At 59.2% G+C, this 25195-nt stretch carries 23 protein-coding genes and 3 pseudogenes; 11 read left to right on the plus strand and 15 right to left on the minus strand.

Annotation, left to right across the window (positions count from 1 at the left end; genetic code table 11):
• Window positions 1-99: 99 nt before the first annotated feature.
• From HFX_RS10245 to HFX_RS20295, 5 genes and pseudogenes are all read left to right on the plus strand, one after another.
• Window positions 100-1179, plus strand: coding sequence for a hypothetical protein (locus tag HFX_RS10245; RefSeq protein ID WP_004060135.1), 1080 nt, complete (start codon window positions 100-102; stop codon window positions 1177-1179).
• A 475-nt stretch (window positions 1180-1654) separates the two neighbouring features.
• A pseudogene (locus tag HFX_RS10250) lies at window positions 1655-2293 on the plus strand (IS6 family transposase).
• A 73-nt stretch (window positions 2294-2366) separates the two neighbouring features.
• Window positions 2367-2618, plus strand: a complete 252-nt coding sequence (locus tag HFX_RS19680) for a hypothetical protein (RefSeq protein WP_014732538.1) — start codon at window positions 2367-2369, stop codon at window positions 2616-2618.
• Window positions 2581-3204 carry a hypothetical protein gene (locus tag HFX_RS19685; RefSeq protein ID WP_160163659.1) on the plus strand — a complete coding sequence of 208 codons (624 nt, stop codon included), beginning with the start codon at window positions 2581-2583 and terminating at the stop codon, window positions 3202-3204. The genes HFX_RS19680 and HFX_RS19685 overlap by 38 nt, the downstream gene beginning before the upstream one ends.
• A gap of 185 nt (window positions 3205-3389) precedes the next feature.
• A pseudogene (locus tag HFX_RS20295) lies at window positions 3390-3954 on the plus strand (IS6 family transposase); the annotation flags it as partial.
• Between the two features lie 11 nt (window positions 3955-3965).
• Here the strand turns inward: HFX_RS20295 and HFX_RS19690 are convergent.
• A complete protein-coding gene (locus HFX_RS19690; RefSeq protein ID WP_137685676.1) occupies window positions 3966-4406 on the minus strand; it encodes a hypothetical protein in 441 nt (146 codons plus the stop codon).
• A 350-nt stretch (window positions 4407-4756) separates the two neighbouring features.
• Here HFX_RS19690 and HFX_RS10255 point away from each other — a divergent pair.
• Window positions 4757-5433, plus strand: a pseudogene (locus tag HFX_RS10255) (IS6 family transposase).
• 50 nt (window positions 5434-5483) lie between these two features.
• Here the strand turns inward: HFX_RS10255 and HFX_RS10260 are convergent.
• Entirely contained in the window at window positions 5484-5921 is a 438-nt protein-coding gene (locus tag HFX_RS10260) for a hypothetical protein (protein WP_004060131.1), read from the minus strand.
• 192 nt (window positions 5922-6113) lie between these two features.
• Between HFX_RS10260 and HFX_RS10265 the strand changes: the two genes are divergently transcribed.
• Window positions 6114-6713, plus strand: a complete 600-nt coding sequence (locus HFX_RS10265; protein ID WP_049917503.1) for a hypothetical protein — start codon at window positions 6114-6116, stop codon at window positions 6711-6713.
• A gap of 329 nt (window positions 6714-7042) precedes the next feature.
• On the opposite strand, the gene HFX_RS10270 is transcribed toward HFX_RS10265, so the two are convergent.
• The 11 genes from HFX_RS10270 to HFX_RS10320 all read right to left on the minus strand — a co-directional run bounded on the left by HFX_RS10270 (window position 7043) and on the right by HFX_RS10320 (window position 17675).
• On the minus strand, window positions 7043-7372 hold the full coding sequence (locus tag HFX_RS10270; protein ID WP_004060129.1) for a transcription factor S: 330 nt from the start codon (window positions 7370-7372) through the stop codon (window positions 7043-7045).
• An 80-nt stretch (window positions 7373-7452) separates the two neighbouring features.
• Window positions 7453-8001 carry a hypothetical protein gene (locus HFX_RS10275; protein ID WP_004060128.1) on the minus strand — a complete coding sequence of 183 codons (549 nt, stop codon included), beginning with the start codon at window positions 7999-8001 and terminating at the stop codon, window positions 7453-7455.
• A 15-nt stretch (window positions 8002-8016) separates the two neighbouring features.
• Complete coding sequence (locus tag HFX_RS10280; RefSeq protein ID WP_004060127.1) at window positions 8017-8913, minus strand: hypothetical protein; 897 nt, start codon at window positions 8911-8913, stop codon at window positions 8017-8019.
• A gap of 94 nt (window positions 8914-9007) precedes the next feature.
• Window positions 9008-9844: an RAD55 family ATPase gene (locus tag HFX_RS10285; RefSeq protein WP_004060126.1), complete on the minus strand. Its 837-nt coding sequence runs from the start codon at window positions 9842-9844 to the stop codon at window positions 9008-9010.
• 96 nt (window positions 9845-9940) lie between these two features.
• Complete coding sequence (locus HFX_RS10290; protein WP_004060125.1) at window positions 9941-10903, minus strand: beta-ribofuranosylaminobenzene 5'-phosphate synthase family protein; 963 nt, start codon at window positions 10901-10903, stop codon at window positions 9941-9943.
• A gap of 287 nt (window positions 10904-11190) precedes the next feature.
• Window positions 11191-11853, minus strand: a complete 663-nt coding sequence (locus HFX_RS10295) for a DUF4382 domain-containing protein (protein WP_004060124.1) — start codon at window positions 11851-11853, stop codon at window positions 11191-11193.
• A gap of 752 nt (window positions 11854-12605) precedes the next feature.
• Window positions 12606-12926: a DUF7126 family protein gene (locus tag HFX_RS10300; RefSeq protein ID WP_004060123.1), complete on the minus strand. Its 321-nt coding sequence runs from the start codon at window positions 12924-12926 to the stop codon at window positions 12606-12608.
• Complete coding sequence (gene guaA / locus HFX_RS10305; protein WP_004060122.1) at window positions 12923-13840, minus strand: glutamine-hydrolyzing GMP synthase; 918 nt, start codon at window positions 13838-13840, stop codon at window positions 12923-12925. The genes HFX_RS10300 and guaA overlap by 4 nt, the downstream gene beginning before the upstream one ends.
• On the minus strand, window positions 13840-15489 hold the full coding sequence (pyrG, locus tag HFX_RS10310; RefSeq protein WP_004060121.1) for a glutamine hydrolyzing CTP synthase: 1650 nt from the start codon (window positions 15487-15489) through the stop codon (window positions 13840-13842). The genes guaA and pyrG overlap by 1 nt, the downstream gene beginning before the upstream one ends.
• A gap of 179 nt (window positions 15490-15668) precedes the next feature.
• Entirely contained in the window at window positions 15669-16226 is a 558-nt protein-coding gene (locus tag HFX_RS10315) for a sugar O-acetyltransferase (protein ID WP_004060120.1), read from the minus strand.
• A gap of 63 nt (window positions 16227-16289) precedes the next feature.
• Window positions 16290-17675, minus strand: a complete 1386-nt coding sequence (locus HFX_RS10320; RefSeq protein WP_004060119.1) for an MFS transporter — start codon at window positions 17673-17675, stop codon at window positions 16290-16292.
• A gap of 448 nt (window positions 17676-18123) precedes the next feature.
• On the opposite strand from HFX_RS10320, the gene HFX_RS10325 reads away from it, so the two are divergent.
• Complete coding sequence (locus tag HFX_RS10325; protein ID WP_004060118.1) at window positions 18124-18924, plus strand: aldo/keto reductase; 801 nt, start codon at window positions 18124-18126, stop codon at window positions 18922-18924.
• Between the two features lie 193 nt (window positions 18925-19117).
• Window positions 19118-19285, plus strand: coding sequence for a hypothetical protein (locus tag HFX_RS20055; protein ID WP_169330959.1), 168 nt, complete (start codon window positions 19118-19120; stop codon window positions 19283-19285).
• 103 nt (window positions 19286-19388) lie between these two features.
• Here HFX_RS20055 and ppc read toward each other — a convergent pair whose 3' ends face one another.
• Window positions 19389-22082 carry a phosphoenolpyruvate carboxylase gene (gene ppc, locus HFX_RS10330; RefSeq protein WP_004060117.1) on the minus strand — a complete coding sequence of 898 codons (2694 nt, stop codon included), beginning with the start codon at window positions 22080-22082 and terminating at the stop codon, window positions 19389-19391.
• 225 nt (window positions 22083-22307) lie between these two features.
• On the opposite strand from ppc, the gene HFX_RS10335 reads away from it, so the two are divergent.
• Window positions 22308-23153: a Rieske (2Fe-2S) protein gene (locus HFX_RS10335; RefSeq protein WP_004060116.1), complete on the plus strand. Its 846-nt coding sequence runs from the start codon at window positions 22308-22310 to the stop codon at window positions 23151-23153.
• A gap of 102 nt (window positions 23154-23255) precedes the next feature.
• The gene (locus HFX_RS10340; RefSeq protein ID WP_004060115.1) at window positions 23256-24821 is read left to right on the plus strand and encodes a succinic semialdehyde dehydrogenase; all 1566 of its coding nucleotides are present in this window, start codon (window positions 23256-23258) and stop codon (window positions 24819-24821) included.
• Between the two features lie 95 nt (window positions 24822-24916).
• Here HFX_RS10340 and HFX_RS10345 read toward each other — a convergent pair whose 3' ends face one another.
• Window positions 24917-25180, minus strand: coding sequence for a ubiquitin-like small modifier protein 1 (locus HFX_RS10345; RefSeq protein WP_014732532.1), 264 nt, complete (start codon window positions 25178-25180; stop codon window positions 24917-24919).
• Window positions 25181-25195 lie beyond the last annotated feature (15 nt).

Raw genomic sequence — 25195 nt, forward strand, 5'->3', positions numbered from 1 at the left:
CTGATAAGAGAATTTGGGGACGACCAGATTCGATGATGGTCGTCTCCCGACTACTATCCAACCGAACGACATTTTTACTCCTGAACGGAACGCGACTGCATGGTCCCACTGAAACGACTCGCCGCCGTCGTCGCCCTCCTCCTCGTCGGCGTGTTGATAACCCAGTCGTTCTCGGTTGCTGGTGAACTACAGACGACGTACGTCTCCGAGGAAGCGACAGCCGAAACCGCCCCCGAACTCGTCGCAGCACACGACTCCGATATCGTCAGCCTCTCCAGACACGTCAACGGAACACCGCAACTCGAAGCACCAGTCGAGACCGCCGCCGAGACTGGAACGTTCGACGGTCAGATTGAATCCGAGGCCTACATGGCCCTCAGTGATATAAACGAAGACACCGAATTTGCGGTCTACGGCGGGCAATACTACCGTCTCTCGCTGACCGTCTCTGGTGACCCCGTTAGCGCGACGCTCCGCCTCTCGCCGACCGACTGGGAAACTGTGTCCCAAGCCGCCACGGAACCCGCCGCGAACGCGAGCGCCAACGTCCAAGCGGCAATCGACGACGGGTCGGTTGATGTCGGGTCGTTCGTGGACCAAGGACTATTCAGTCGTGGCGGGACCTCCTATCTCGTGTACCCGGAGAACATCGGCGCGGTCTACGGGAAGTTCTTCTCGGCTATCGGCGCGTACCTCTTTAATCCGGTCGGATGGGCGTACACTATCGCCGGAATCGGCCTTCTCGTCGCATTTCGGAGCCGCGGTACCGCCCGCCCGCTCGACCAAAGGACGGCACTTGCGGTGATTCCGGGAACGCTCCTCGCCCTGTGGCTGGCGACGACGCTCACCGGAAGCGGGTCGCTGTCGATGCGATACGTGCTCACGCCCGCTTCCGGCGTGGTTGCCGCCTTCGGACTGTTCGCAGGTTTTTGTCTCCGTAGACGAGCGTGGAAATCGCTGGTCGCGGGAAGCGTCATCCTTCCGATTGTCGTCATCGGGGCGAACGCGCTCCTCCTCGGTGCCTTCGGCGCGATATTCTCGGTCCTGTTCGGTCTCTTCATCGGGGGCGTTGGAAGCCTACTGCTCGTGCCCTACGGGTACGTGTTTGCCGCCGACCCGGACGAAACAGTGTCGAGTGATGTCGGTGCAGTGACGGCGGCTGAGCTTATCGACGACTGAGTATTCGGTTTATAGTAGCGTTTGCAAGTCATTACACACTCGGTCGACCGCTGTCATGCGGTCGGATATGTAACCAGTTGCAAACGCTACTATAGCTATCGGATACGCTGTGCCGGAGTAAACAGCTACAGAACAAAATGACGATACCAGCTTGAATGCCCAAAGTAGGGTACGTGATTTGTTTTTGCTTTGGTGTTTGTTATGAGAACATGCACAACAAACCAAGGACAAGAATTACTGCCAAGGTGTGTTATCAGCTCTTTTGAGGCACTGTCTAGTCACGCCAGTTTGAGGAACGAGCAGGTCGTTGAGTGAGTTTGGGAAGATGCTCGCAGCCCTGCTCATCGAGTGCTTTGCGACGGATTATGAAGAAACTGGGAGCGTGAGCGGACGGCGACGTCCCAAACTCGCGATGCGAGTTTGTGGGCTCGAAAGACGCTTGCGTCTTTCGAACGTTCACGAGAGCAGAGCTCTCGTGCAGCCCATCAGAACGCGAAGCGTTCTGAGGACGCCCGTCAGGGTGTTCGCCGTCCAGCTCCACGCGACCGGGTGTTCACTTAGAGAGACAAAAGAAATTCTTCGAATACTCGGCGTTGAACGCTCTCATCAAGCTGTTTGGCAGTGGGTACATCGACTGGCTGACAGCGGTTACACCCCGCCTGAGGCGAAGCCGAAGCGGGTTGCGGTCGACGAGACCGCTGTCAAAATCAATGGCGAATGGTCTTGGTTGTACGCTGCAATAGACATCGAGACGAAGCTGGTTCTTGATGTCGAATTATTTGGACGGCATGGGACTGATCCAGCTGCTGCATTTCTCCATCGACTCTCGGAGAAACACGATCTCTCAGACGCTGTGTTTCTCGTTGATGGCTACGGGTATCAGACTGCCCTCTCTCGATTAGGATTGAGCGGTCGGCTTGACTACGTCGAGCGAAACCTCATCGAAAAGTGGTTTCATACTCTCACAATGCGAGTCGACCGCTTCCATAATTCGTTGGCGGGCAGTCACGGAAACGTCCGCGAGTGGTTCATACAATTTGCGTAATACTATAATTTTCAGAGACCGCATCAAGCGCTTGATGGACGAACACCGGTTGAAGAGGTTACTAACTAGACAGTGCCACTCAACTATGTATTCCATCTGTATAATACAAAAGATTCATAAATTTTCGGTGACACGAGTTGGTATGGCTTATATAAAGTCATTCCCCGAGGAAGAAACTAAGGAAGCGGCAGATAGGTTAATGACATTAGCCAAAAGAGACCTAGTTCTCGACAAACAGTCCAACTCTAATCCTTGGTCGACAGAGTCAGTTGACATTGGTCCGAACCCGATCCCGGATCCACTAGATGATGCTCCAATTGCAAATGAACTTGAGAATTCAATCTCAATAGAAGAGATTGCTAAATCATTATCTGGCAAAAAAAATTTGTATTGACACATCTGATCTTGATGGAGTTGGAGCCGATAAGGTCTGTTTTACTCCCTCAAAATTGGTTGATGCAGGTTGTGATGGGAAACTGAGTGCTGGTAAGGGCGTTTCGTTCGGTTTCCAATTAGTTGGACTTGCAATGACCGATTGTAGAGGGCGTACTATAAGTTACAATATGGGTGGTTTTCTAGGGTTGAATTTTGAGAATGCTTGTATCTATGGTGGCGGTTCCTTTCTACCAGGTATATACCAATGTCAAGAGATATTTTGTTTAGATGATTTATCTAATTCTGGTATTCCAAGTTTGGCAGATCTGTCCCCTCCGAGCTTTAATATTGTCAAACAAGCAATCGCAATGTCAGACGATCTTATGGAGCTTATAAATGGAAATAAAGTTCTTCTTGCTGCATTGGCTGTCATATTTGGTTGTTTTCTCGCGGCAATGGTTGTATCTGGGCCTGGTGCAATTGCTGCTTCGTTCATGGCACTTGGATCTGGTCAGGCTGCGACTCTTGCAAGTGCACTAGGAATTTCTATTTTTGCATACTTTGCAGTAAATTCAGCAAAACCGACTAGATCAATATCGGGATAGAGATACTGGATCCTATTCGCTTTTAGTTCTACTCAACCGTATAGAATGCCGCTGTGACTTTGCGACGGGTTTAGAAGAGTAGGAGCGTGGGGAACGCCAATGTCCCAAACTCGCTTCGCTTTGCGTCTTTTGAACGTTATGAGAACGAAGTCCTCGTGCAGACCAGAGGTCTCTAACTTCTGGAGACGCCCGCCAGGGCGTCTACTGCCCTGCTTCACGCGACTGGTTGTTCCCTCAGAGAGATTCTTCGTTTGCTTAGCGTTCAACGCTCTCATCAAGCGATTTGGCAATAGGTACATCGGATTTCTGACAGCAGTTACAACCCACCTGAGGCGAAGTCGAAGCGGGTTGCGGTTGACGACCCGCTCCAAAACCAATGGTGAGTGGTCTTGGTTGAATACTGTAATGGGTATCAAGACAAAATTGATTCTTGCCATCAAGTTCTTTGGACAACATGGTGCCTGTCCGTCGACTTACTGGGAAACATGATCTCTCAAAAATGTGTTTCTCGCCAGTGGCTACCGCTATCAACTGTACTCGATTAGGATTAAGTGACCGACTCGACTACGTCGAGCGAAACCTCATCGAAAAATAGTTTCGCACCCTCAAAATGTCGACTGCTTTTTAATTTGTGAGTCGGAAGTTACCGAAGTATCCGCGAGTAGTTCATGCAATTTGTGCAATACTGCAACTTCCAGCGGCCGCATCAAGTTCGACGGGCGAACTCTGGTTGAGGAGATTACTAACTAGACAGTACCAGGTTATGTCTCCTCTGTGTTGATTAATTCTTTATCAGTTGATGTCTTTCTAATCATCCAATATCTGATGGGAAGGTACATAGCTGCTAGGTAAAATGCAAACATCTGTCTCGTTAGTACAAGTATCACAACGAAGACTACACCTATCCCTCCCCAATAAAGTGGGTAGGGATTCCAACCAACAGCGCTCTGTCGAATCTTTTTTGTGTCAAAAAATAACGCAACGGGCATAGCCAGTGATAAAATACCCGCACTAAGTGTGAAGAGTATCGTGATACCTGCTAGGGGTATTGTCGTTGCTGACCCAGCCTCATTACTCACTTTTGCAAGTTGGTAGAATATTTGTCCTACTAAATGGAGTGCTCCCGGAACAAGTATCAGTAACCACCAACCGGAGATACTAATCTGTCGCTTAAAATGCTCGTAAGTACTTTGTACGCTCATGTTCGTAGACATGTCTCCATTGGTATAACTTTTATCAGATATTAGGATCTGAGAATTAATTTAGACATAACATATTTTGATAATTAACATAGTATTCAGCAACCATCAAATATACTAAAATCCACTATTCAACGACTTGATGCAAAACTAGGTAGGGCGGATAGAAGTGCCACGAATAGTGGCACATTAATATTGACTGAATTTAACTGTTCATACAATATTTTGAGAATATACAATATGCCAGGGCATCCTTACCGACAGCGACTATTCACATAATTATTTGCTCTTGTTGGCACTGTCTAGTTAAGCCAGTTTGAGGAACGAGCAGGCCGTTGAGTTAGTTGGTCAAGATGCTCGCAGACCTGCTCAGCGAGTGCTTTGAGACGGATTATGAAGAAACTTGGGAGCGTGAGCGGACGGCGACACCCGTCAGGGTGTTCGCCGTCCAGCTCCACGCGACTGGTTGTTCGCTTAGAGAGACAAAAGAAATTCTTCGATACCTCGGCGTTGAACGCTCTCATCAAGCTATTTGGCAGTGGGTACATCGACTGGCTGACAGCGGTCACACCCCGCCTGAGGCGAAGCCGAAGCGGGTTGCGGTCGACGAGACCGCTGTCAAAATCAATGGCGAATGGTCTTGGTTGTACGCTGCAATAGACATCGAGACGAAGCTGATTCTCGATGTCGAATTGTTTGGACGACATGGTACCGATCCAGCTGCTGCGTTTCTCCATCGACTCTCGGAGAAACACGATCTCTCAGACGCTGTGTTTCTCGTCGATGGCTACGGCTATCAGACTGCCCTCTCTCGATTAGGATTGAGCGGTCGGCTTGACTACGTCGAGCGAAACCTCATCGAAAATGGTTTCATACTCTCAAAATGCGAGTCGACCGCTTCCATAATTCGTGGGTGGGCAGTCATGGGCGCTTCCGCGAGTGGTTCATACAATTTGCGCAATACTACAATTATCAGAGACCGCACCAAGCGCTTGACGGACAAACGCTGGTCGAGGAGGTTCTAAACTAGACAGTGCCTAGTACGCTTCTCTCTGGGTAAACAAAAAGAGACGCACCAAATCAGGCGTCGGGACGAGGCATCGATTCCAGCTCTTTGATTCGGCTTGTCTTTTTCACAGCCGCGTATTGCCGTTTCCACGCTTCTTCGGGGAAGAGACCGTTTCGGTCGAATAGTTCGCGTGCTTCGGGAGTGAGTTCGAAGAACTGGTAGGGGTATCCTCGGATACGATTCCCCGGTTCGAACTCGAGAACCCGGACGACACCGACGCCTGCGAGTGTATCGAGATGCCGTCGAATGGAGTCGTCGCTGAGTGGCGGGTTCATATAGTCCAGTTCCTCGACACTGGGTGCCCCTAATGGATGACCGACTATATCCGCGATGATGTCTGCCCGTTTCTTGTTCGTGGCTCGTTGCAGCGCTCGCCACGTATCGAACTCTGATTTGGTATCGGTGACGCCGCCTCCGTTTCCGGCCACGGATTCTGTTTTTGGTTTCATATGATTCTCTCGCCCCTCCACTGCTCAGTACGCTTTGCGTTGGAGAATTGTAGTTCTCCAATTCACATGTATCTCTTGTATTCCCACCAGCATAAAGACTTGCATCTAAATGAGGTTAGTTAGAAACTGATGGCACAACTATCTAAAAGAAGAATCTACAATTAATTAGTGAAGAGATAATACAATTGGATAATGGACGATAACGTCAGTAGTCCCGAAATAGGGGACACTGCTGTAGAAGACATCCCATCGGAGGCCGAAATCATGAGCGGGATAGCTGACGTTCACTTTTCTCCGTCCGATCACCAACGCATCAAGGATTTGGTAAATGGTGAGGAGATGCAGCACATCAAGAACCACGACCGGCGGTACTTGATCGTGGGCGTAGGGGGCGAAACCGGAGCCGCAACACGCCGGATGGATGTGTACGACCTTCTCAACGACCGCAATGGTGCAATTTCGATGCGTTTAGAGGACTTCGGCCTCACCCCCGACGAAATCGAACTGTGGAATCGTGTGTTCGACATCCTCTGTGGACGCGCAACGCACATCGTGGGTGTCTTGGAAGACTTCGACGGCGGGTACGTTTGGGAACTCGGTCTGCTTTTTGCCCCATCGTACCGACAGAAAGTCTGGGTGCTGAAACGACTGTACCCAGACGAGCAGACGGAACGCGACAAATTTGACAACGGAATGGCCGCTTCTCACGTCAAAATGCTGTTGACTGGCAACCGATGTCTGGAATGGCGTGACGAAGATGAACTCTACGACGCTGTGAGCCAACTTCCCTAACAGAGACAGTCGAGATGTGGCGCTCTCTTTATCGTGAGTAAACCTTCTGACCCTCCAACGCGCGAATCTGTACACGTCGAAACCCGTACTAGCAGATCTCCACCGTTTTGCTACTTTGGCTGAGATATGCCGGTGGTAGTGAGGCGTCGCCCCCGTTGTTTAGGTCTTCCCACACCTACGGTAGGTGAGACATGAGAACGTCCGAACACTACCTGATCAATAGGTTAATTTCGTTAGATATTCTAGTTCGAATTGGCTAGAGACGTGGCGCAACTTTCCAAATCGTTCGAAAAACCATTCTCCGGAATGATGGGGTCTGAGCAGATTCGTTAGTTGTACTCCCGCCACCGATACCCGCATTCCTTACATTTAAAGAACCGCGTCGGCGGTTCGTCGGCCGACGCCGTCTGCTTGATGGTGTACCACGCTTCGGTGTGGCCGCACTCGTCGCAGTGAACGTCTTTTGCGGTCGGTTTGCCCTCGAACTCGGCTCCTTCTTCGGTCTCGATGAGTTCGTCACCGGACTGGGCCTCGGTCGAGACGAACTCCTTGGCGCGTTCTTCGTCCCGTTCGGCGGTCGCGCCGCACTCCTCGTTCGTACAGGTCATCACCCCGTTCTGTGAGACCATCATCGAACCGCACTCGTCGCAGAATTGCATACTCAGAACTAGCGGGGCGGGGCACCAAGAAACTGTCACTCTCTGGATTGTTACCAACCCACCCACTACCGACCGCGACGTTACTCGTCGTCTTCGACGATGGGACAGTTCCGCACCCGGAAGTGGTCGCTGTCTACAACCTCGATAATGGCGGTTCCCTCGTGGGTACACGCCAGTTTCGGCGGTGCGCCGAAGTGCTCACACCGCTGGCAAAACTCTTTTTTGGCGACGATGTGGTCCGGGAGCCCGTCGGCGTCGTCGACGGCTTCCGCCTCGGCACCGAGACCGACGCTCTCGGTTTCGTCGCCACCTTCGACGAGCGCCGTCCACACGTCCTCGTCGTCCAGTTCGTCGACTTCCACCGATTCGAACAACTCGGCTACGTCGTCGGGCTCGTTGGAGACGCGTGACCGACCGCGCCGCTCCGCCACTCGGCCAGCGAGGTCCGAAAGCGGAGCAGACTGCGGTTGCTCGTCGGCATCGGCGCGGTCGCTCCGCTCAGCATCGGCGCGGTTGCTCCGCTCAGCATCGGTACGCTCGCTCCAGTCGGTATCTTCGTCGGCGGTTGCGGGCTCCCGCTCGGGTCGCCGTTCGTCTGTCGCGTCGTCTTCGGCTGTGTCGTCGGTCATCGTCGTCGGTGTTCGTCAGTCGTCGCCGTGGTCGCCGCTTGCCGCGGCTTCCTGTTGCGGTGACTCGTCGCTCGGCTTCGGTCGGTCTACTTCGCTGTTCGTCGCGCCGGTTGCCGCCTCGTCTAGGAGTTCCGCTACCTCTTCGCCGTCCTCATCGACCGTTCCGGCGGCCTCGAGTGCGGGTGGCCGCCCGGTGTGGAGCGTCGCCGACCCGAAAAACCCGCTCGATGGTGATAACTCGCGGAACGGTACACGGCACGCGGGACACCGCGGTTCCGTAAGGAGGTTCAGATGTACCGTCTCTCCACAGCCCCCGCACTTCGCCTTGTGCTCGTTGGCGTCGTTCGCAACGCGAAGGAGGTCCGAAAGCGCCTTGCGTTCGAGTTCTGCGGCCTCGATATCAGTCGCCCGAGACCGGAGGTCCAAGAGCACCTGTGCAACCGTGCGAAGGTTCTCATCGAGAGATTCCGTCGCCTCGTCGAGGTACGTGAGTATCTCTTCGAAGTTTTCGAATCCCGCGCCAAGCCGGTTGTCCAACTCCGTGACCCGGTCTCGAATGGCTTCGATATCGTCAGTTGCCCGGTCGAGACGTGCTTCCAACTCGAGGTGTTCGTGTCCCTGCGATGCTTTTTCGTCCGTCTCGCGTTTGACCTGTACGACCCGCATCCGAACGTCGGATATCTTCTCGTCGAGGTCGTCTTCGAGGTCGCCGACGCGACCTTCGACGGTATCGATGCGACTCGGAACCGACGCCGTGTCGTCGAGCGACTCTCCCGCATCGGTCACCGCGAGTCTGTAGATGCCCACTGCTCGCGTGAGCACCGTTTCCGGGTCGACGCCCTCTTCGTCGGCGCGTTCGTCGACCCACTCGCGAAGACCGTCCGGGAGTTCCCCTTCATCGTCCCCTTCCATCTTCGTTTGACGTTCGTCTCCGAACTTTAAGAACTATCGCCGCTGACGGACGCTCTACACAACTGTAACGTGTTTGTTGTTGACAAAAGGGAGGTTACCGTATCTTTCGGATGTCGCTCACGTCGAGTCCGCTCTCGTTGATATCCGTCTCGAATTGGACAATATTCTCAGTTTCCAGCCGTGAGAGGACGCCACGGAACTCTTGGACGACCATCGTCCGGGCACGCTTCGACCCGCCCGATTCCCACTGGAAGAGCAATGTCCCGCCAGTCGCACCTTTGAGGACGCCAAGCTCGGTATTCGAGAGTGCTTCGGTGCTCACGAGCACCAAGATGAGACCGCCCCACTGGTAGGACGCTTTTTCGAGCCCCTTGATGACCATCGCGATATCGGACCACGTCATCTCGTCTGACTGGCTCGCCACGAGGTCGGTCAACGAGTCGATGACGACGAGGTTCCCCGGTGCGTGCTCGCTCAGCGTGCTCCCGAGTGCGCCCAAGACGGACTCGCGGTTGTGGCGGTGGCCGAGGTCCTCCAGTTGCGTCGGCTGGCCGAGATACCACTCGCGCGGAATCGGACTGAGTTGGAAATACTCGGGCGAGAGGTCGTGAAATTCGATATGGTCGCCCGCGGCGTCGACAACCTCGTCGTCCATCGTGTAGCCCATCTCGCGGCGAAGGTACTCTTCGCCAGCGGTGAACGAAATGTAGTGTATCTCCGGCGGTGGAGTGGCGTCGTCGTCGAGCGTTCCGTAGTGGAGATTAAACAGTTCCTCGTCGGCGTGCGAGAGTGCATTCATCGTGGCGCTCGTATAGAGGAATTCACGAGCGCCCGCTCCGGACTCTCCCGCGAGGAGAACGACGTTTCCCGGCGGGGCCCCACCGCCGATGATGCCGTCGAGTCGGGGGACTCCGAAGGGGATGTAGTCCATGTCACTCCCGACTCGACCCCGGCGGTTAGGCGTTTCGGGGACTCGCCGTACCGAACAACACCGCACACAACCCGCGAAGCGGGTGTCTCCCGAGAGTCAGCCCATTTGCGCGCCGTGATTCCGGCCCCGAGCGACTGTGACGGTTCCGTCGATGTCGGCCTCGGCGAGCGCCAGCCGCCCTGCTTCGACCGCTTCGTCAACGTGTTCGGCGTCGGTTACGCCGTAGACTGTAGGACCCCACGACGACTGCCCGGCACCGTAGACGGCCGGTGATTCCGAGAGTACCGAGACGAGCGCACCAACCGGTGGCCGGTAGACACCGCCCTGTTCGTCCGCGTACCACGTGCCGTTGAGTCGGCCAACCGACTCCACTGCCTCGCCGAAGCGCTCGGCGGACCCCTCCGCGAGCGCCGGAAGGAGCCGCCGGGTGACGATACCAGCGATTCGGTCGCTCGTCCGCGGGTCGGCACGTTCGACGACCGAGCGCATACTCGACTCTTCTGCCGCGCCGTTTCGGCCGGGGTCCGCATCGGGGACGACCAAAAGAAAGCGCCACTCGTCTGGGACCGGATGCCGGGCTGCGACGGCCGGAACGGTCCACGAGCCGTCTTCGGGTCGGTCAGTGGTAAATCGGGCTGTCGGGTGACCGGCGTCGACGACGGCTCCCCCATCTTCGAACGTGGCGACACCGACCCCGGAGCGACCGCCACGGCCCATCTCCGGTGCGAGCCTTCGAACGTCGGCTTCGCGTCCGTTCGCGGCGGCGACCGCCCGCAACACGGCGAGTGCGAGTTGTGTTCCGCTCCCGAGACCGGCGTGTCGAGGCAGGGTGCGCTCGACCACGACATCTGCCCCGCGGACGCCGAGGAGTTCGACCGCTTGCTCGGCATACTCGCGCGCGGCGGGGTGACGGCACCGAACGTCCGCGGCGGGTTCGGCGGTGACAACCACCTGTGGTTCGTCGAGTCCGACACCCAGCCCGCCGTAGAGGCGACTGCGGGCGAGGCTCAAGTTGAGGAACCCGAAGTGGATGCGCGCGCCGGTCGAGACCCGTACCATGCTACCGGACCTCAGTGTGCACTGATAAAGGGAGTTGCGACCATGGCAACGCAGGCCGCCATTCCCCGACCACGTCGTGCGATTAGGGGTGCGAAAAGCGGTCGAAACGGGGGTGGTCAGTCGCGACTACGAGTGTGGATGCAGTCGGTCAGTGTGACAGACTGCTCTCTCACTCACTAACTAAACCGATACTAGAATCGAGTACGCTGTAGACAACCCCGGTCGGTTACGAGGGGAGAACCATCCGGAGTCGGTTACGGGGTCGTCCGTGAGATTTCCGTGGCTGTTTAACTGGTTTCGGTGGTCGTCTGGTTAGTTTCTGTAGTCGTCTGGTTGGTTTCGGTGGTTTGGTTAGATTCCGTGGTTGTCTGGTTGGTCTCGGTGGTCGTTTGATTGGTCTCGGTTGTCTCGGCCGATTCGTACTGCACCGTCACCTCGTCGGCGACGGGTTGGAGGACGTACTTTCCGGTTTTTCCGGCCTTCACGGGCGTGAAGTCGGCCGTGAACGTCGTCGTCTCGTCAGCACGAATCTCGAACGACTGTTCGAATTTCAGCGGGGCGGAACCGGGGACTTCGACAGTCGCGGACGACCCGTCAGTAAGGGTCGCGTCGGTGCCTGCGATTTCTAATTGGAGGAATTCGTAGGTGGCCGTCTCCACCTCGAACTCCTCGATGAGGGCCGAAGCATCTCCTTGGAGGTCGACGAGGTCGACTTCGGTGTTTCCGGCGTCGAGCGACTTCGGCTCGCCGTCGGTCGGCTTCACGCGAATAGTCGAGACCGTAACGAGACAAGACTCGAAGTCCGCGATATCTCCGGGCTTGTCGCTCACGCGTGTGGAGAGCGTTCCGGTCTCCGCGGACGCGGTTCCCATGCAGCCAGCGGTTCCAACGGTACTTGCGGCGGCGATTCCGGCGGCGCTCTTAACGAAGTCTCGTCGATTCAGTGTCATTGTCGTGTTGTGTCGGGGGTTCGCGTGTCGTCTCTGGTGTTCGTGTTGCGGTTCGGGTCCTTACTGACGACCGCTCACTTGGGGAGAGCGGCCGAGAGGGATGAGCGAGGGGCGCTCATGCTCATGAAGCGGCCAGTTCCGGCCGTACCCGCGACGCTTCGGCCTGCAGGGACGACTGCATGCAAGCCGACCGCTGCGCCGCGGTACTTCTGGCTGTGGTCGCCGGGGTATTGAAGGGTGGAAATCGCTTCACTGGGTTGTGGTCGTTGGGCTGGAATTGGGCACTGTTCGGACTGATTTTCGCCGAATTTCGTGGGAACTGAGCATCCAAATTCGCCGCTCGTCGCCGGGTTTCACCGATTTTGGGGGACCGGTACACGACCGAGGTGCGTCGGTTAAGGACATACGACCGAGGTGCGTCGGTTAAGGACATACGACCGAGGTGCGTCGGTTAAGGACATACGACCGAGGTGCGTCGGTTAAGGACATACGACCGAGGTGCGTCGGTTAAGGACATACGACCGAGGTGCGTCGGTTAAGGACACACGACCGAGGCGCGTCAGCCGAGCAGTGTCCAACGCGGAATTAAGTTTCTTGCGTCGGCACCACCGCTGGGTCGGGAACCGCTCTTACACTACCAACAATTACGCTACCGACAGGGAAGTACCCGCCTGCACCGAGGCACTCTGAGGAGAAGGAATTGAAAGAAAGAGAACGTCAGCGGTTGAGACAGCCGGGAATCCCGGGTCGCCTCAGACGAGTTCTTCGGCGACCACGTCAACCGCGAGCAGGTCGGGGTCGACCGCAAGGTCGGCCTGTCCTTTGGCGAATTCGGGGAGCGAGTCGTGGGCGTAGGTCACGACGCGCACGTCGGGGTTGCGTTCCTTCGCCACCGAGATAGCCGTCGCGTCGTCCATATCTGTGAGGACGAGCAGGTCGGCCTCGTCGATTCCGGCCTCGTCGAGCGAGTCAGCGGCGGCGATTCCGGTGATTCGAACGACGTTCGCACCTTCCGATTCGAGGGCTTCACCGAGTCCGTCGGGGTCGGTCCCCGCGACGATTGCCGTCGTCATTCGTACTCGATGGTCGCCGGTGGTTTGTGGGTCACGTCGTAGACGACGCGGGCGACATTGTCGTTCGTGCCGGTGATACGCGACTGAATGCGCTGGAGGGTGTCCCACGGGAGTTCCTGTGCGCGCGCGGTCATACCGTCGCGCGACTCCACGGAGCGGACCGAAACGATCCAGCCGTGGACGCGGTTGTCGCCCTTGACACCGGTACCCTTGCCGATGACGGCGGCGAACGCCTGCCATGGCTCGTGCTTTTCGGTCTCGTCTTCGACGATGTGGCACGCCTCACGGGCGACTTCGACCTTCTCGGGCGTGACTTCACCGAGGACGCGGACAGCGAGTCCCGGTCCGGGGAAGGGCATACGCTCCGCGATGATAGATTCGAGTCCGAGCGCGCGAGCGACCTCGCGAACCTCGTCCTTGTAGAGGTCGCGGACGGGTTCGACGATGCCGTCGAAGTCGACAACGTCCGGCAGACCGCCGACGTTGTGGTGGGATTTGATGTTCCCTTCGGACTCGATGCGGTCGGGGTAGATGGTCCCCTGAACGAGGTACTGGGCGTCGGTATCTTTCGCCTCGCGCTCGAACTCTCGGATGAACTGCTCGCCGATGACGGCGCGCTTTTCTTCGGGGTCGATGACGCCTTCGAGCGCGTCGAAAAAGCGCGCTTCGGCGTCGACGACGCGGAGGCTCTCCATGAAGGAGAAGGTATCCGCAATCTGCTCGGTCTCGCCTTTGCGCATCAGGCCGGTGTCGACGTAGACCGGGGTGAGTTGTTCACCGACGGCCTCGTAGGCGAGGGTCGCGGCGACGGAGGAGTCGACGCCGCCCGAGAGGGCGATGATGGCGTGCTCGTCGCCGATTTGGTCGCGAATCGATGCTTTTGCGTCTTCGATAAATGAATCTACGTCTACCATTATGCTGTCACCTCTTCGTTGTCCAGTTCACGCGCGTCGAGTTCGCCGAGGACGCCGCGGAGGAAGCCGAGGAACGGCGGACTCGCGCGGTCGGGCCGGGAACGGAACTCGGGGTGGAACTGCGTTCCGAGGAAGAACGGGTGGTCTGTCAGTTCGAGAATTTCCATGCGGTTGTCTGCGCGGCCGGAGAAGCGGAGCCCCTCGGATTCGAGTTCGTCGATGAGTTCGGGGTTCACCTCGTAGCGGTGACGGTGCCGCTCCGTACAGGAGGTGTCGCCGTAGACCGCTTCGGCGAGGGTTCCGGCCGAGATGTCGGTTTCGTGTGCGCCGAGACGCATCGTCCCGCCCATCGCTTCGACGTCGTACTGCTCGGGGAGCAGGTCGATAACCGGGTACGGCGTGTCGGGGTCGAGTTCGGCAGAGTGGGCGTCCTCGTGGTTGAGGACGTTCCGGGCCTGTTCGACGACGGCCATCTGGAAGCCAAGACAGAGGCCGAGGAACGGAACGTCGTTCTCGCGGGCGTAGCGGATGGCGTCGATTTTGCCGTCGGTTCCGCGGGAGCCGAAGCCGCCGGGGACGACGATGCCATCGGCGTCCTTCAGGCGCTCTTCGTGCTTGTCGTGCATCTCGTCGGCATCGACCCACAGGATGTTCACGTCGACACCGCACTCGATGCCTGCGTGCTTGAGCGCCTCGTGGATGGACATGTAGGCGTCTTCGAGGGCGTACTTGCCGACGAGCGCAATGTCGACCGAGCCGGTGCGCTCGGCGGTGACGAGTTCGCGCCAGCGGTTGTCGCGTTCTTCCTTCGGCATAGCCTCGTCGTCGATTTCGAGTCGCTCCATCACGTACTCGTCGAGACCCTCTTCTTCGACCATCAGCGGGACGTGGTAGATGTCCGGCACGTCGGGGTTCGAGAACACGGCGGCGTCCGGCACGTCACAGAACTGCGCAATCTTGGTCTTGGTCTCGGGGTCGAGTTTGTTATCGGCGCGGCCGACGAGAATGTCGGGTTGGAGACCGATGCTTCGAAGCTCCTTGACGGAGTGCTGTGTGGGCTTGGTCTTCTGCTCGCCGTTCTTCGAGTAGGGAACGAGCGTGACGTGCGTAAAGAGCACGTCGCCGTCCTCCTCTTCGGAGGCGAACTGGCGGAGGGCTTCGAGGAACGGCATGGACTCGATGTCACCGACCGTCCCGCCGACTTCGACGATACACACGTCGGTCCCTTCGGCCGCTTCGCGGATGCGACGCTTGATGTCCTCGGTGACGTGCGGGATAATCTGGACCGTCTTCCCGAGGTAGTCACCAGCGCGTTCCTTCTGGATGACGTGCTGGTAGGTCTTGCCCGTCGTGATGTTGTGGTCGGCGGTCATGTCGATACCCAGGAACCGTTCGTAGTTCCCGAGGTCGAGGTCGACTTCCGCGCCGTCTTTCAACACGTACACTTCCCCGTGTTCGTAGGGGTTCATGGTCCCCGCGTCGACGTTCAGGTACGGGTCAATCTTGACCGCGGTGACGTCGAACCCGGCGTTCTTCAGGAGTCGGCCGGTGCTCGCGGCCGTGATACCCTTCCCGAGGCCGGACATGACACCCCCGGTTACGAAAATGAACTTGCGCCCCATCTCTGGGTCGTATTCGTCCGTCGGCATACTGACCGTGTGCGAGCGTACTTCAAAACCATTTCGGAGCCAACACCGTGTGCCAGACGACCGCATACGCCGAAATTCTCCAGAATCGCCGGACGGGGAGCGAACTATCAGATGCTGTGAGTGTCTGGTGCTGGGGGAGGTCGTCTTGACGGTTAGCCGCGGCTTTCCGCTTTGACCCGTCAGTCCAACTCCTTGACGATGCGCGCCGGGTTCCCGCCGACGACGACGCTATCGGGCACATCATCTGTGACGACGGCCCCCGAAGCGACGACCACGTCGTCGCCGATGGTGACGCCGGGGTTGATAACCGCCCGGCCGCCGAGCCACGCATTGTCGCCAATCGTCACCGGTTCGCCCGACTCAGGGCCTTTGATTCGCTCGGCCGCGTCGAGCGGGTGCGTTGCGGTGTAGATGTGGACGCCCGGCCCGATTTGGGCGTTGTCGCCGATGGTGATTGGACACACGTCGAGAAAGACGCAGTCGAAGTTGGCGAAGAAGTCCTCGCCGACGCTGATGTTGTAGCCGTAATCGCACCGAAACGGTGGTTCGATTTCGAACTCCTCGCCGACCTCGCCGAATAGTTCCCGAATGAGTTCTTCGCGCCGGAGAGACTCAGTTTCGTCGCTCGCGTTGAATCGCCGCGTGAGTCGTCGCGCGCGCTTTCGCTCCATGACGAGTTCCGGGTCGCTCGCGTCGTACAACTCGCCTGCAAGCATCTTCTCTTTCTCGGAGGGCATGGTGGTGAGTTCACGAGGATGTCTCATGTATGTATCCCCGAGTCACTCGTATGTATCCCCGAGTCACTCCTCGCGACCCGACAGTGACGTCACGCCGAACGCGCTTGGGTCGGCATCGGCAACTGCGGGGAGGCGTCGGAGTTGGGGACGCACAAGGAGATACATTCCGGTGAATCCGAACCCGAGCGCGGCGACCGCCATCGTCGTCGTCGTGCCGAGTCCCTCCGCGACGAACCCACCGAGGAGCGACCCGAGTGGGAGCGTCGCGCCGGATGCCGTCCCCTTGGCAGTGGAGACGCGCCCGAGGAGGTCTTTCGGGAATACAGTCTGGTTCAGCGTCGACGTGAGCACGCCGTTGATACCAGCGGGAACCCACGCGAGTCCGAACAAAACGACTGTGAGCGCCGTCGACGGTGCGTACACGGCCGCGAACCAGCAGCACGCTCCTGTCGAGTTGCTGACGAACACGAGTCGGCCGTACGACACGTGCTCAAGGTACGGTGCGACGAGCGACCCGAGGAGGCGACCGATTCCGAGCGCGCCGAGCAACAGGCCGTAAGCGACGGGGCCGCCAAGGGTGTCACCAAACGCCGGGAGAATTGCGAGTGTCACGCCCGCTGCAAGGTTGGCTACCGCCGTCGTGAGTACCAATTCGACGAAGACGGTGCCGCGGAGCGCCGCAGCACCCGCGCGCAGGTCGGAGACGTACGAGCTGAATATCGACTCGTTGGTCGGCTCTGTGGTCGTCGAGTCAGTCGAATCAGGGGTTGTCGCGTCGTCCGACCTGTCAGGTGACGCATCGGTCGGTCCGGTAGTCTGTTCGGCGTCGTCGTGGTCACTGTGCCTCGATACTGCAATCCCGGCAAACAGCAGACCGGCGATGGCGAACGTGGCCGAGTCGAACAGGAACAGCGTCGTCGCACCGAAGACGGCGATGAATGCGCCGCCAAGCGCGTCGAACACCATATCCAGTCCGAGCGTGACGGTCGCCAGCGCGGAGTTTGCCCGCGATAAACGGCCGTCGCTCACGATACGAGGGACGACAGTCGCCTCCATCGGCGTCATCAACAGCGATGCGAGCATCAACACCGGGACGACGCCGAGTAGGACGCCGACACTCAGATGCCCGGTGACTGCGGCTAATGGGAGGACGAGAACGACGATGCCTTGCGAGACTTGCGACCCGACGAGTACGGGTTTGAGCGGGAGGCGGTCGACGACCGGCCCGGCGAATATCTGCAGGAGCCACGGGAGCAGCAACACCGAATTGGCGATGCCCGTGAGAACCGTCGACCCGCTGAGGTCGAAGATGAGCCACAGCACGGCGACGGTGTAGAGACTGTCTCCGGCGTTCGTCACGAACTGTCCGGCGAAGAATCGCCGGAAGTTGGGGTTCCGCCACAGCGACGAGTGTGCATCGGTCGCGTCGGCGGTGTCGGCCGCAGTCATCGACGGCCACCTCCAGCAGTCGGCGCGAGGTTGCCACGCGGTCGACGGGATGTGGAGCGATACGGCTGGTGTTTGGAAATCGAACGGAGGCCGAGCGAGCCCCGACTGTGCGCCGGTGGCTCAGCGAATATCTGCATGTACGTGTGTGTTCGGTCAGTGTATTTCGGCTACAGAACGTAGCGGAGTGAACCCGAGTGCTGCGGCTATCGGGCCCCTCACGCGGCGGTGAGCGCGGGGGGGTTGAACACTGGCCGAATCACACGCCAGCAGGCCATAGAACGCTTCTATCCGTGCGTTTGTGGCTCTCTACTTAGTAGTAACGGTCAGTTGATACGTCAAGCTCGACCGATTCGGGCGGGGAGGCGACCCTCCTCGTTCGTTTCCAGATAACCCCGACAACGGTTCCGCAACCGTAGGATTTGAACCCTCTGCGCGAATTTACTCGCTCATGAAGGAGTTCCCGCAACTCGGTTTCGGGACGTACAAACTCGAAGACCGCGACGAGTGCGTCGAAGCCGTAACGACCGCCCTCGACGTGGGCTACCGCCACATCGACACGGCCCAGATGTACGACAACGAGGAGTTCGTCGGCGAGGGTCTCGCCGAGTCGGACGTTGACCTCGACGACATCTTCGTGGCGACGAAACTCGACACCGACAACCTCGGCTACGACGACGTACTGGAGACCGCACGGGAGTCCGCCGAGAAACTCGGCGTCGAGACCATCGACCTGTTGTACGTCCACTGGCCGCTCGATAGCTACGACGAAGCGGAGACGCTCGCAGCCCTCGACGAACTCTACGAGGACGGACTCATCGCCAACATCGGCCTGAGCAACTTCCGACCCGACCAACTCGAAACGGCTATCGAGAGCCTCGACGCCCCGGTGTTCGCCCACCAGGTCGAGATGCATCCGCTGCTCCAGCAGGACGAACTCCGCGCGTTCGCCGAGGAACACGACCACTACCTCGTCGCCTACTCGCCCATCGCGCGCAACGAGGTCGCCGAAAACGAAACCATCGTCGACATCGCGGAGAAACACGACGCGTCGCCCGCGCAGGTCAGCCTCGCGTGGTTGATGGCGAAGGGCGCGACGCCCATCCCGAAGGCCGCCTCGCCCGAACACATCCGCGACAACTTCGCCGCGCTCGACCTCGAACTCGACGACGAAGACGTGGCAGCCATCGACGCCATCGACGAAACCCACCGCATCGTCGACTTCGACGAAGCGCCGTGGAATCAGGTCTAGACACGCCAACCGAACCCGTCACCTACAGGCCACCCAGTGGCCTGATTCGAAGTTTTTGCCTCCCTTTTGACCTCACTTCCGGCCTTGTTCCGAGCCTCGTTTCCGGGTTCGTTTCCGACGCCTCGAAGGATTGTGTGTCGGCTGCTCCCGAACTGAGTGAACATATATAGCGAACACTCTCGTACGTCTGAATATGGCAACGGTGGTGGTGGTGTGCCCACACTGCGGACAGCAAGTCGAATCGGGATACGAAGGAACGGCCGACTTTGACGGCGTTCGGCATCGGCTCAAACGCGAATATCGCGTGGCACGAGAGACCTGCCCGGTTTGCTCGAATGCGTACGACCTGCGGCGGGCCTGACTCCGCGCGAGTCGGTTGACTGTCTCGGTGGGTGGCCGAGGGGTCGAACGGTTCCGTGTTCAGCTATCTCGGATTCGGTACCTCGTGTGCTTCAATCTCGGGGTTAGCCCGTGTTCTTCATCCCCGCAGCGATACCTTTGACCGTGAGCCGAAGGGTTCGCTCTTCTTCTTCGGTCCGGTGGGTCTGCGCGAGCAGGTGCGTCTGTAACAGGTTCAGCGGGTCGACGTAGGGGTTCCGGCGGCGGAGGCTCTCTTTGAGCCACTCGCGCTTCAGGAGGCTACTGCGCTCGCTGATATCGAGCATGAGGTTCGCGGCGTCCTCGTACTCGGCGGTGAGTCGCGTGAAGAACTCTTCGCGGAGGTCTTCGTCCGCGAGGTCGGCGTACTCGGCGGCGATTTCGAAGTCCGTACGTGCCAGCGACATCGCGGCGTTGTCGAGCGTGCTGCGGAAGAACGGCCACTCGTCGTACATCTCGCGGAGGGCGTCCATGTCGCCGCCGTCGTCGAGATAGGCGTTGACCCCCGCGGCCAGCGAGTACCAACCGGGGAGGATACACCGCGACTGCGTCCACGAGAACACCCACGGGATGGCCCGCAGGTCCTCGACAGTGCGTTCGCCGGACCGAGAGGCCGGCCGAGAGCCGAGGTTGAGTTCCTCGATGACCGTGATGGGCGTCGCCTGCTCGAAGTAGGAGACGAACCCGTCGGATTCGAGGAGGTTGCGATACTCCTCGCGGGCGGCCGCCGCCATCGTGTCCATGGCGTCAACCCAGCGGTCGGGAACCTCCTCTTCGGGTTGCCGAATCGCTTGCAGGCGGGCGCGAATCTGGGCGTTGAGCATCTGTTCGAGGTTTCGCTCCGCGACGCGCGGGTTGGCGTACTTCTCGGCGATTGCCTCGCCCTGCTCCGTGAACTTGATTTGACCCGTGATGGTCTCGTTCGGCAGCGCCAACATCGCCTCGTTCATCGGGCCGCCGCCGCGGGAAATCGAGCCGCCGCGACCGTGGAACAACCGCATCGTCACGTCGAAATCGTCGCAGATGTCGGCGAGGCGGCGCTGGTTCTTGTAGAGGTCCCAGTTGGCCGCGAGGAAGCCGTTTTCCTTGTTGGAGTCGGAGTAGCCCAGCATAATCTCCTGGACGTTGTTCCGGGCGGCGAGCGCCTTGCCGTACGCCTCGTTCTCGAACAGCGTTCCCATGATGCGGCGCGCGCCGTTCAGCGCCGACTCGGTTTCGAGAAGCGGAACGACATCGAGACCGCAGTGGTCCGGCAGAGAGACGACGCCGGCCTGGTCGGCAAGGAAGAGTACTTCGAGGACGTGCGACGGCTCTTCGGTCATCGAGATACAGTAGGTGTCGATGGCGCTGACGCCGTACTCGCGCTGCCATTCGCCGAGTTTGCGGAAGCGGCGAAGCACGCGCTGGGCCGTCTCAGACACGTCGCCGGGGTTTTCGAGGTCGACGACCGGTTCTTCCTGAAGAATCGCGTCGGTAAGGAGTTCGACGCGCTTCTCCTCGGAGCTCCCGTAGTAGTCGAGTCCTTCGTGCGCGAGGGCTTCGTGCACGGCCTCGGTGTGGTTCTCCTGGTGGTCGCGGAGGTCGAGGCTGGCGAGCGTGAAGCCGAAGGTATCGACCTGTCGCATCAGGGGTTCGACGTACACGTCCGCGACCTGCTCGGCACCAATCTCACGAAGGCTGGTGTCGATGACTCCCAGGTCCTCCATGAGTTCGCTCGCTTCGGCGTAGCCGTTGGGTCGAACGTCTTCGATGCGGCGAAGTCGCTCGCGCATCAGTTTCAGTTTCTGGCGGTACGGCTCGTTGGGATAGCGCTCGTCTGCTTCCTCCGCCACGACCGGAAGCAGTTCGCGGTCGGCCTTCAACGAGCGTTCGAGTTCGGGACCGTGGTCGGTTCGTGTTGCGTCTTGACTCAGCACACCGGAGAGACGCTTGAGGGCGCTGCTGTACTGTTCGAGGGCGACGTTCCGCTGGCGGGCGAGTGTGTCTTCTGTGACCTCAGGTGTGACGAAGGGGTTGCCGTCACGGTCAGACCCGGCCCACGACCGGAACTCGAACAGCTTCGGCACGTCGAGGTTGGGGTACTCCTTGTGGAGTTCCTCTTCGAGTTCCTCGTACACCTCGCCGACTACGTCGAAGAGGATGTTTTCGAGGTACCACTGGACGTTTCGGGCCTCGTCGGTCGGCTCCGGACGGCGGTTGCGGACCTGCGAGGTCTGCCAAAGGCTCGTCACCTCGGCGACGATGTGCCGCCATTCCTGGTCGTGTTCGAGGTCGGTGAGGCGGCGCTCGTCGACCGTCTCAAGTCGGTTTGCGATGGAGCGAAGCTTCGCTTTCACCGTCTTCCGGCGCGCTTCAGTCGGGTGCGCCGTGAACGTCGGTTCGATGAGCACGTCTTCGAGAACCTGCCCGAGCAGTTCCTCGTCGACATCCTCCGCTTGGAGTGTGTCGAGTGTGTCGAGGATGCCGTCTTCGAGCGTTCCTTCCTGCGACGCCTCGCGAATGACGCGAACGCGCTCGCGCTCTTCGGCGAGGTTGATGAGTTCGAAGTACGTGGTGAACGCCCGCGCGACGATACTCTCGCGTTCGGGGTCGAGGTCACCGAGCACTTCGTAGAGTGCTTCGCGGGACCCCGCCTCACCCTTTCTGTAGGCGATAGCGGCCTGTCGAAGCTCTTCGACCGTCTCGAACGACGCCGTAGAGGTCTGTGCCTCCAGTACGTCCCCGAGCAGTGCCCCAAGCTCGCGGACGTCCTGTCTGACGTCTCTGGTGTGCAGTCGCATCTCGTACTCGAATACGAGTACCACGTTGTAAAAGCCCACGAGTAGCGCCGAAAAATTGCCCATAATTTAGTTATGAACGAATGTTAGTAACCAACTGGTGGGTTTCTCGGCCACCACCAAGAATCGCGTAATTCACCACCCACAGTATTGGGGGCGGGCGTTTCGTGGTCTATCGTAACACGGGGGATTCGTCACGCTTTTACTGACCGGGTCGAAGTTCAGGGTATGAGCGATAGCGACAAGTACCCCGCCGACTCGGGTCGCCGCCGGTTCGTCAAAGGCGTCGTCGGGGGAGCGGCACTCGCGGGCGTGGGAACGACGGGTGCGGCCGCCATCAACACCGCAACGTCCTCGTCCGGCCACGGTGGCGGTTCGACACAGGCGTACGCCATCGAGAACACCGCCGGTCCCGCTCCGCGCGGCATGCCGCAGATTCCGATCGAGATCGATAGTGACGGTTTCATCAAGGGTGTTTGGCCCGATGTACAGACTGTCACACAGAATGGTGTCGAAGTCAGTCTTGCCCTGGTAGACGACTACAAAGGTACCGGTGTTACCTACTCCCAGGACTGGTTCCAGTACTGCGGTGTGCAGTCCTACGAGGGACTCGCCCCCGACTTCGAGTCTGACAACTACTTCCGTTCTGACAGTGGTAAATACGACTGGCAGAGGGATGCCTACAGCTCCGGTGACAAACTGAACATCGCGGACTTCGACGACTACACCGAATGGGGCAACGATATCGGTCAGTCCGGCCTCGGCAAGCCCGCGACCGGTACGTGGCGCTCGCAGGACGTCGAAAACGTGATTCCGATTCAGGTGCTCCGCTCGAAGCGCATCGAAGAGGCAGCCAAGGACAACGAGTGGCTCGCTGCTTCGACCGATAAGGGCGTCATCGCGTGGCTCAACAAGTGTACCCACTTCTGCTGTGTCCCCGGGTACAAGCAGTCCTCCGACGCCGCCAAGTTCAACGCTGAAGACGGCGTCTACTGTCAGTGCCACCAGTCCGTCTACGACCCGTTCTCCATCGTTCAGACGCTCTTTACGGCACTTCCGCGCCCCGAAGAGTAACGTTTCACTGCGGCCTTCCCTTTCGGCGCGACTCCGCTACACTTCGGTTTCCGTTTTTCCCCATTCCACGGCGGTTAGTATCTTCACTTCCTACGTGGGCGCATGACCGATTCCCCTGTTCCTCCAGTTACGTCCGCACAACTGGAATCGCTCGCCCACCTCGTCTCGCCGGATGGCTCCCGCGAGCAACTCCTAGTTCGGGCCCCGTACGACGACAGTGTCGTCGGTGAGGTCCCGTTGTGTACTCCCGAGGACGTTCAATCGACAGTTGATGAAGCCCGGACGGCCCGGTCAGAGTGGTCAACGTGGCCCGTCGAAGACCGCGCCGCCGTCTTTCGTCGATTCCACGATGCCCTTCTCGACCGCCGCGAATCCCTCCTCGACGTGATTCAGACCGAGACCGGTAAAGCCCGCCCAGATGCGCTCGAAGAAGTCCTCGACGCCGCCACGACAGCTAGATACTACGCGAATCTCGCAGAGCGTGCTCTCACACCGACCCGGCGTTCGGGTGCGGTTCCGTTCGTGACGAAGACCGTCGAACATCACCACCCAGTCGGTGTCGTCGGCGTTATTTCGCCCTGGAACTACCCCCTGTCGCTGTCGGTGTCGGAATCGATTCCGGCCCTTCTCGCGGGTAACGCCGTCGTCCTCAAGCCCGACGAGGGGACGCCATTCACGGCGCTGTGGGCGCTCGACCTGCTCCGCGAGTGCGGGCTTCCGGACACGGTCTTGCAGGTCGTCACCGGCGAAGGACCGACGCTCGGCGACTCGCTCATCGAAGGCGTCGACTACGTGAGCTTCACCGGGAGCACCGAAGTCGGCCGCATCGTCGCCGAAACCGCAGGGCGGCATCTCACCGACTGCTCGCTCGAACTCGGCGGCAAGAATCCGCTTTTGGTCCTCGACGATGCGGATGTCGATGCGGCGGCCCGCGGCGCTGCTCGCGGCTGTTTCGCCAATGCGGGACAACTGTGTATCTCCATCGAGCGAATCTACGTCCACGAGTCCGTCGCCGACGACTTCCGCGACGCATTCATTCGAGAGACGCAGGCGCTCACGCTCGATGCGGGCTACGACTACGACCACGATGTCGGCTCGCTCTTGGACCAAGAGTTGCTGGAGAAAGTCGAGGCCCACGTTTCTGACGCCGTCGAGAAGGGGGCAACGGTCCTCACCGGCGGTCGCGCCCGCCCCGAACTCGGACCGTATTTCTACGAACCGACGGTGTTGACCGACGTGACACCGGAAATGACGCTCGCAGACGAGGAGACGTTCGGTCCGGTCGTCTCGCTGTACGAAGTCGAAAGCGTCTCCGAAGCCATCGAGCGCGCCAACGACTCTGCGTACGGGCTAAACGCGAGCGTCTGGACGCAAAACACCGAACGCGGCGAACAAGTCGCCACTCGGTTGGACGCGGGGACCGTCAACGTCAACGAAGCCTACGTGGCGGCGTGGGCATCCATCGACGCGCCGATGGGCGGGATGAAAGACTCCGGACTCGGACGGCGGCACGGTCGCCACGGTCTCGTGAAGTACACCGAGCCGCAGACCGTCGCAACGCAGCGATTCGGTCTGCTCTCGCCGCCGAAGCGCGGGAAACGACTCTGGGCCGACGGCGCGACGCTCGGGCTTCGGCTCTGGAAACGACTCACCGAGTTGGGACCGTAAGCAACTTCGCCCGCAAGAATCCGGCTGTTCGCTCTGATGCGATGGGCTAACTCTACGGACAGTCTATGCTTTCTTCCCCGAGTCGGTGCTATCTCTCATCCGCCACTAACCGGCGGGAACAGCGCCAGTTCGTCGCCAACGTCCGCATCGTCGCGGAGCGTCGCGGCCTCGCCGTTTCGTAGCACATTGATGTGGTCGTACAGTTCGCCGTCGTCGGCGAACACGCGCGATTCGAGCGACGGGTGCGACCCGACCAGCGCGTCGAGGGCGTCACCGACGGTCGCGCCGCCCTCGACGTCGACGCGGACGGTTCGCGCTCCAGCAACCTCAGCGAGGTCAGCGAACAGTTTCCACTCCATAGTACCGTCTCCTCG

It is taken from the genome of Haloferax mediterranei ATCC 33500, from assembly GCF_000306765.2.
GTDB classification, from domain to species: domain Archaea; phylum Halobacteriota; class Halobacteria; order Halobacteriales; family Haloferacaceae; genus Haloferax; species Haloferax mediterranei.

What these genes read in the sequence shown, in the direction of transcription:
- HFX_RS10285 (WP_004060126.1), bottom strand. Translation starts at nt 9,844, where the DNA reads ATGGACTACATCCCCTTCGGAGTCCCCCGACTCGACGGCATCATCGGC.
- HFX_RS10325 (WP_004060118.1), top strand. Translation starts at nt 18,124, where the DNA reads ATGAAGGAGTTCCCGCAACTCGGTTTCGGGACGTACAAACTCGAAGAC.
- HFX_RS10295 (WP_004060124.1), bottom strand. Translation starts at nt 11,853, where the DNA reads ATGACACTGAATCGACGAGACTTCGTTAAGAGCGCCGCCGGAATCGCC.
- HFX_RS10300 (WP_004060123.1), bottom strand. Translation starts at nt 12,926, where the DNA reads ATGACGACGGCAATCGTCGCGGGGACCGACCCCGACGGACTCGGTGAA.
- guaA (WP_004060122.1), bottom strand. Translation starts at nt 13,840, where the DNA reads ATGGTAGACGTAGATTCATTTATCGAAGACGCAAAAGCATCGATTCGC.
- HFX_RS10315 (WP_004060120.1), bottom strand. Translation starts at nt 16,226, where the DNA reads ATGCCCTCCGAGAAAGAGAAGATGCTTGCAGGCGAGTTGTACGACGCG.
- HFX_RS19680 (WP_014732538.1), top strand. Translation starts at nt 2,367, where the DNA reads ATGGCTTATATAAAGTCATTCCCCGAGGAAGAAACTAAGGAAGCGGCA.
- HFX_RS10275 (WP_004060128.1), bottom strand. Translation starts at nt 8,001, where the DNA reads ATGACCGACGACACAGCCGAAGACGACGCGACAGACGAACGGCGACCC.
- HFX_RS10265 (WP_049917503.1), top strand. Translation starts at nt 6,114, where the DNA reads ATGGACGATAACGTCAGTAGTCCCGAAATAGGGGACACTGCTGTAGAA.
- HFX_RS10345 (WP_014732532.1), bottom strand. Translation starts at nt 25,180, where the DNA reads ATGGAGTGGAAACTGTTCGCTGACCTCGCTGAGGTTGCTGGAGCGCGA.
- HFX_RS10245 (WP_004060135.1), top strand. Translation starts at nt 100, where the DNA reads ATGGTCCCACTGAAACGACTCGCCGCCGTCGTCGCCCTCCTCCTCGTC.
- pyrG (WP_004060121.1), bottom strand. Translation starts at nt 15,489, where the DNA reads ATGCCGACGGACGAATACGACCCAGAGATGGGGCGCAAGTTCATTTTC.
- HFX_RS10280 (WP_004060127.1), bottom strand. Translation starts at nt 8,913, where the DNA reads ATGGAAGGGGACGATGAAGGGGAACTCCCGGACGGTCTTCGCGAGTGG.
- HFX_RS10320 (WP_004060119.1), bottom strand. Translation starts at nt 17,675, where the DNA reads ATGACTGCGGCCGACACCGCCGACGCGACCGATGCACACTCGTCGCTG.
- HFX_RS19690 (WP_137685676.1), bottom strand. Translation starts at nt 4,406, where the DNA reads ATGAGCGTACAAAGTACTTACGAGCATTTTAAGCGACAGATTAGTATC.
- HFX_RS20055 (WP_169330959.1), top strand. Translation starts at nt 19,118, where the DNA reads ATGGCAACGGTGGTGGTGGTGTGCCCACACTGCGGACAGCAAGTCGAA.
- HFX_RS10335 (WP_004060116.1), top strand. Translation starts at nt 22,308, where the DNA reads ATGAGCGATAGCGACAAGTACCCCGCCGACTCGGGTCGCCGCCGGTTC.
- HFX_RS10290 (WP_004060125.1), bottom strand. Translation starts at nt 10,903, where the DNA reads ATGGTACGGGTCTCGACCGGCGCGCGCATCCACTTCGGGTTCCTCAAC.
- HFX_RS10340 (WP_004060115.1), top strand. Translation starts at nt 23,256, where the DNA reads ATGACCGATTCCCCTGTTCCTCCAGTTACGTCCGCACAACTGGAATCG.
- ppc (WP_004060117.1), bottom strand. Translation starts at nt 22,082, where the DNA reads ATGCGACTGCACACCAGAGACGTCAGACAGGACGTCCGCGAGCTTGGG.
- HFX_RS10260 (WP_004060131.1), bottom strand. Translation starts at nt 5,921, where the DNA reads ATGAAACCAAAAACAGAATCCGTGGCCGGAAACGGAGGCGGCGTCACC.
- HFX_RS10270 (WP_004060129.1), bottom strand. Translation starts at nt 7,372, where the DNA reads ATGCAATTCTGCGACGAGTGCGGTTCGATGATGGTCTCACAGAACGGG.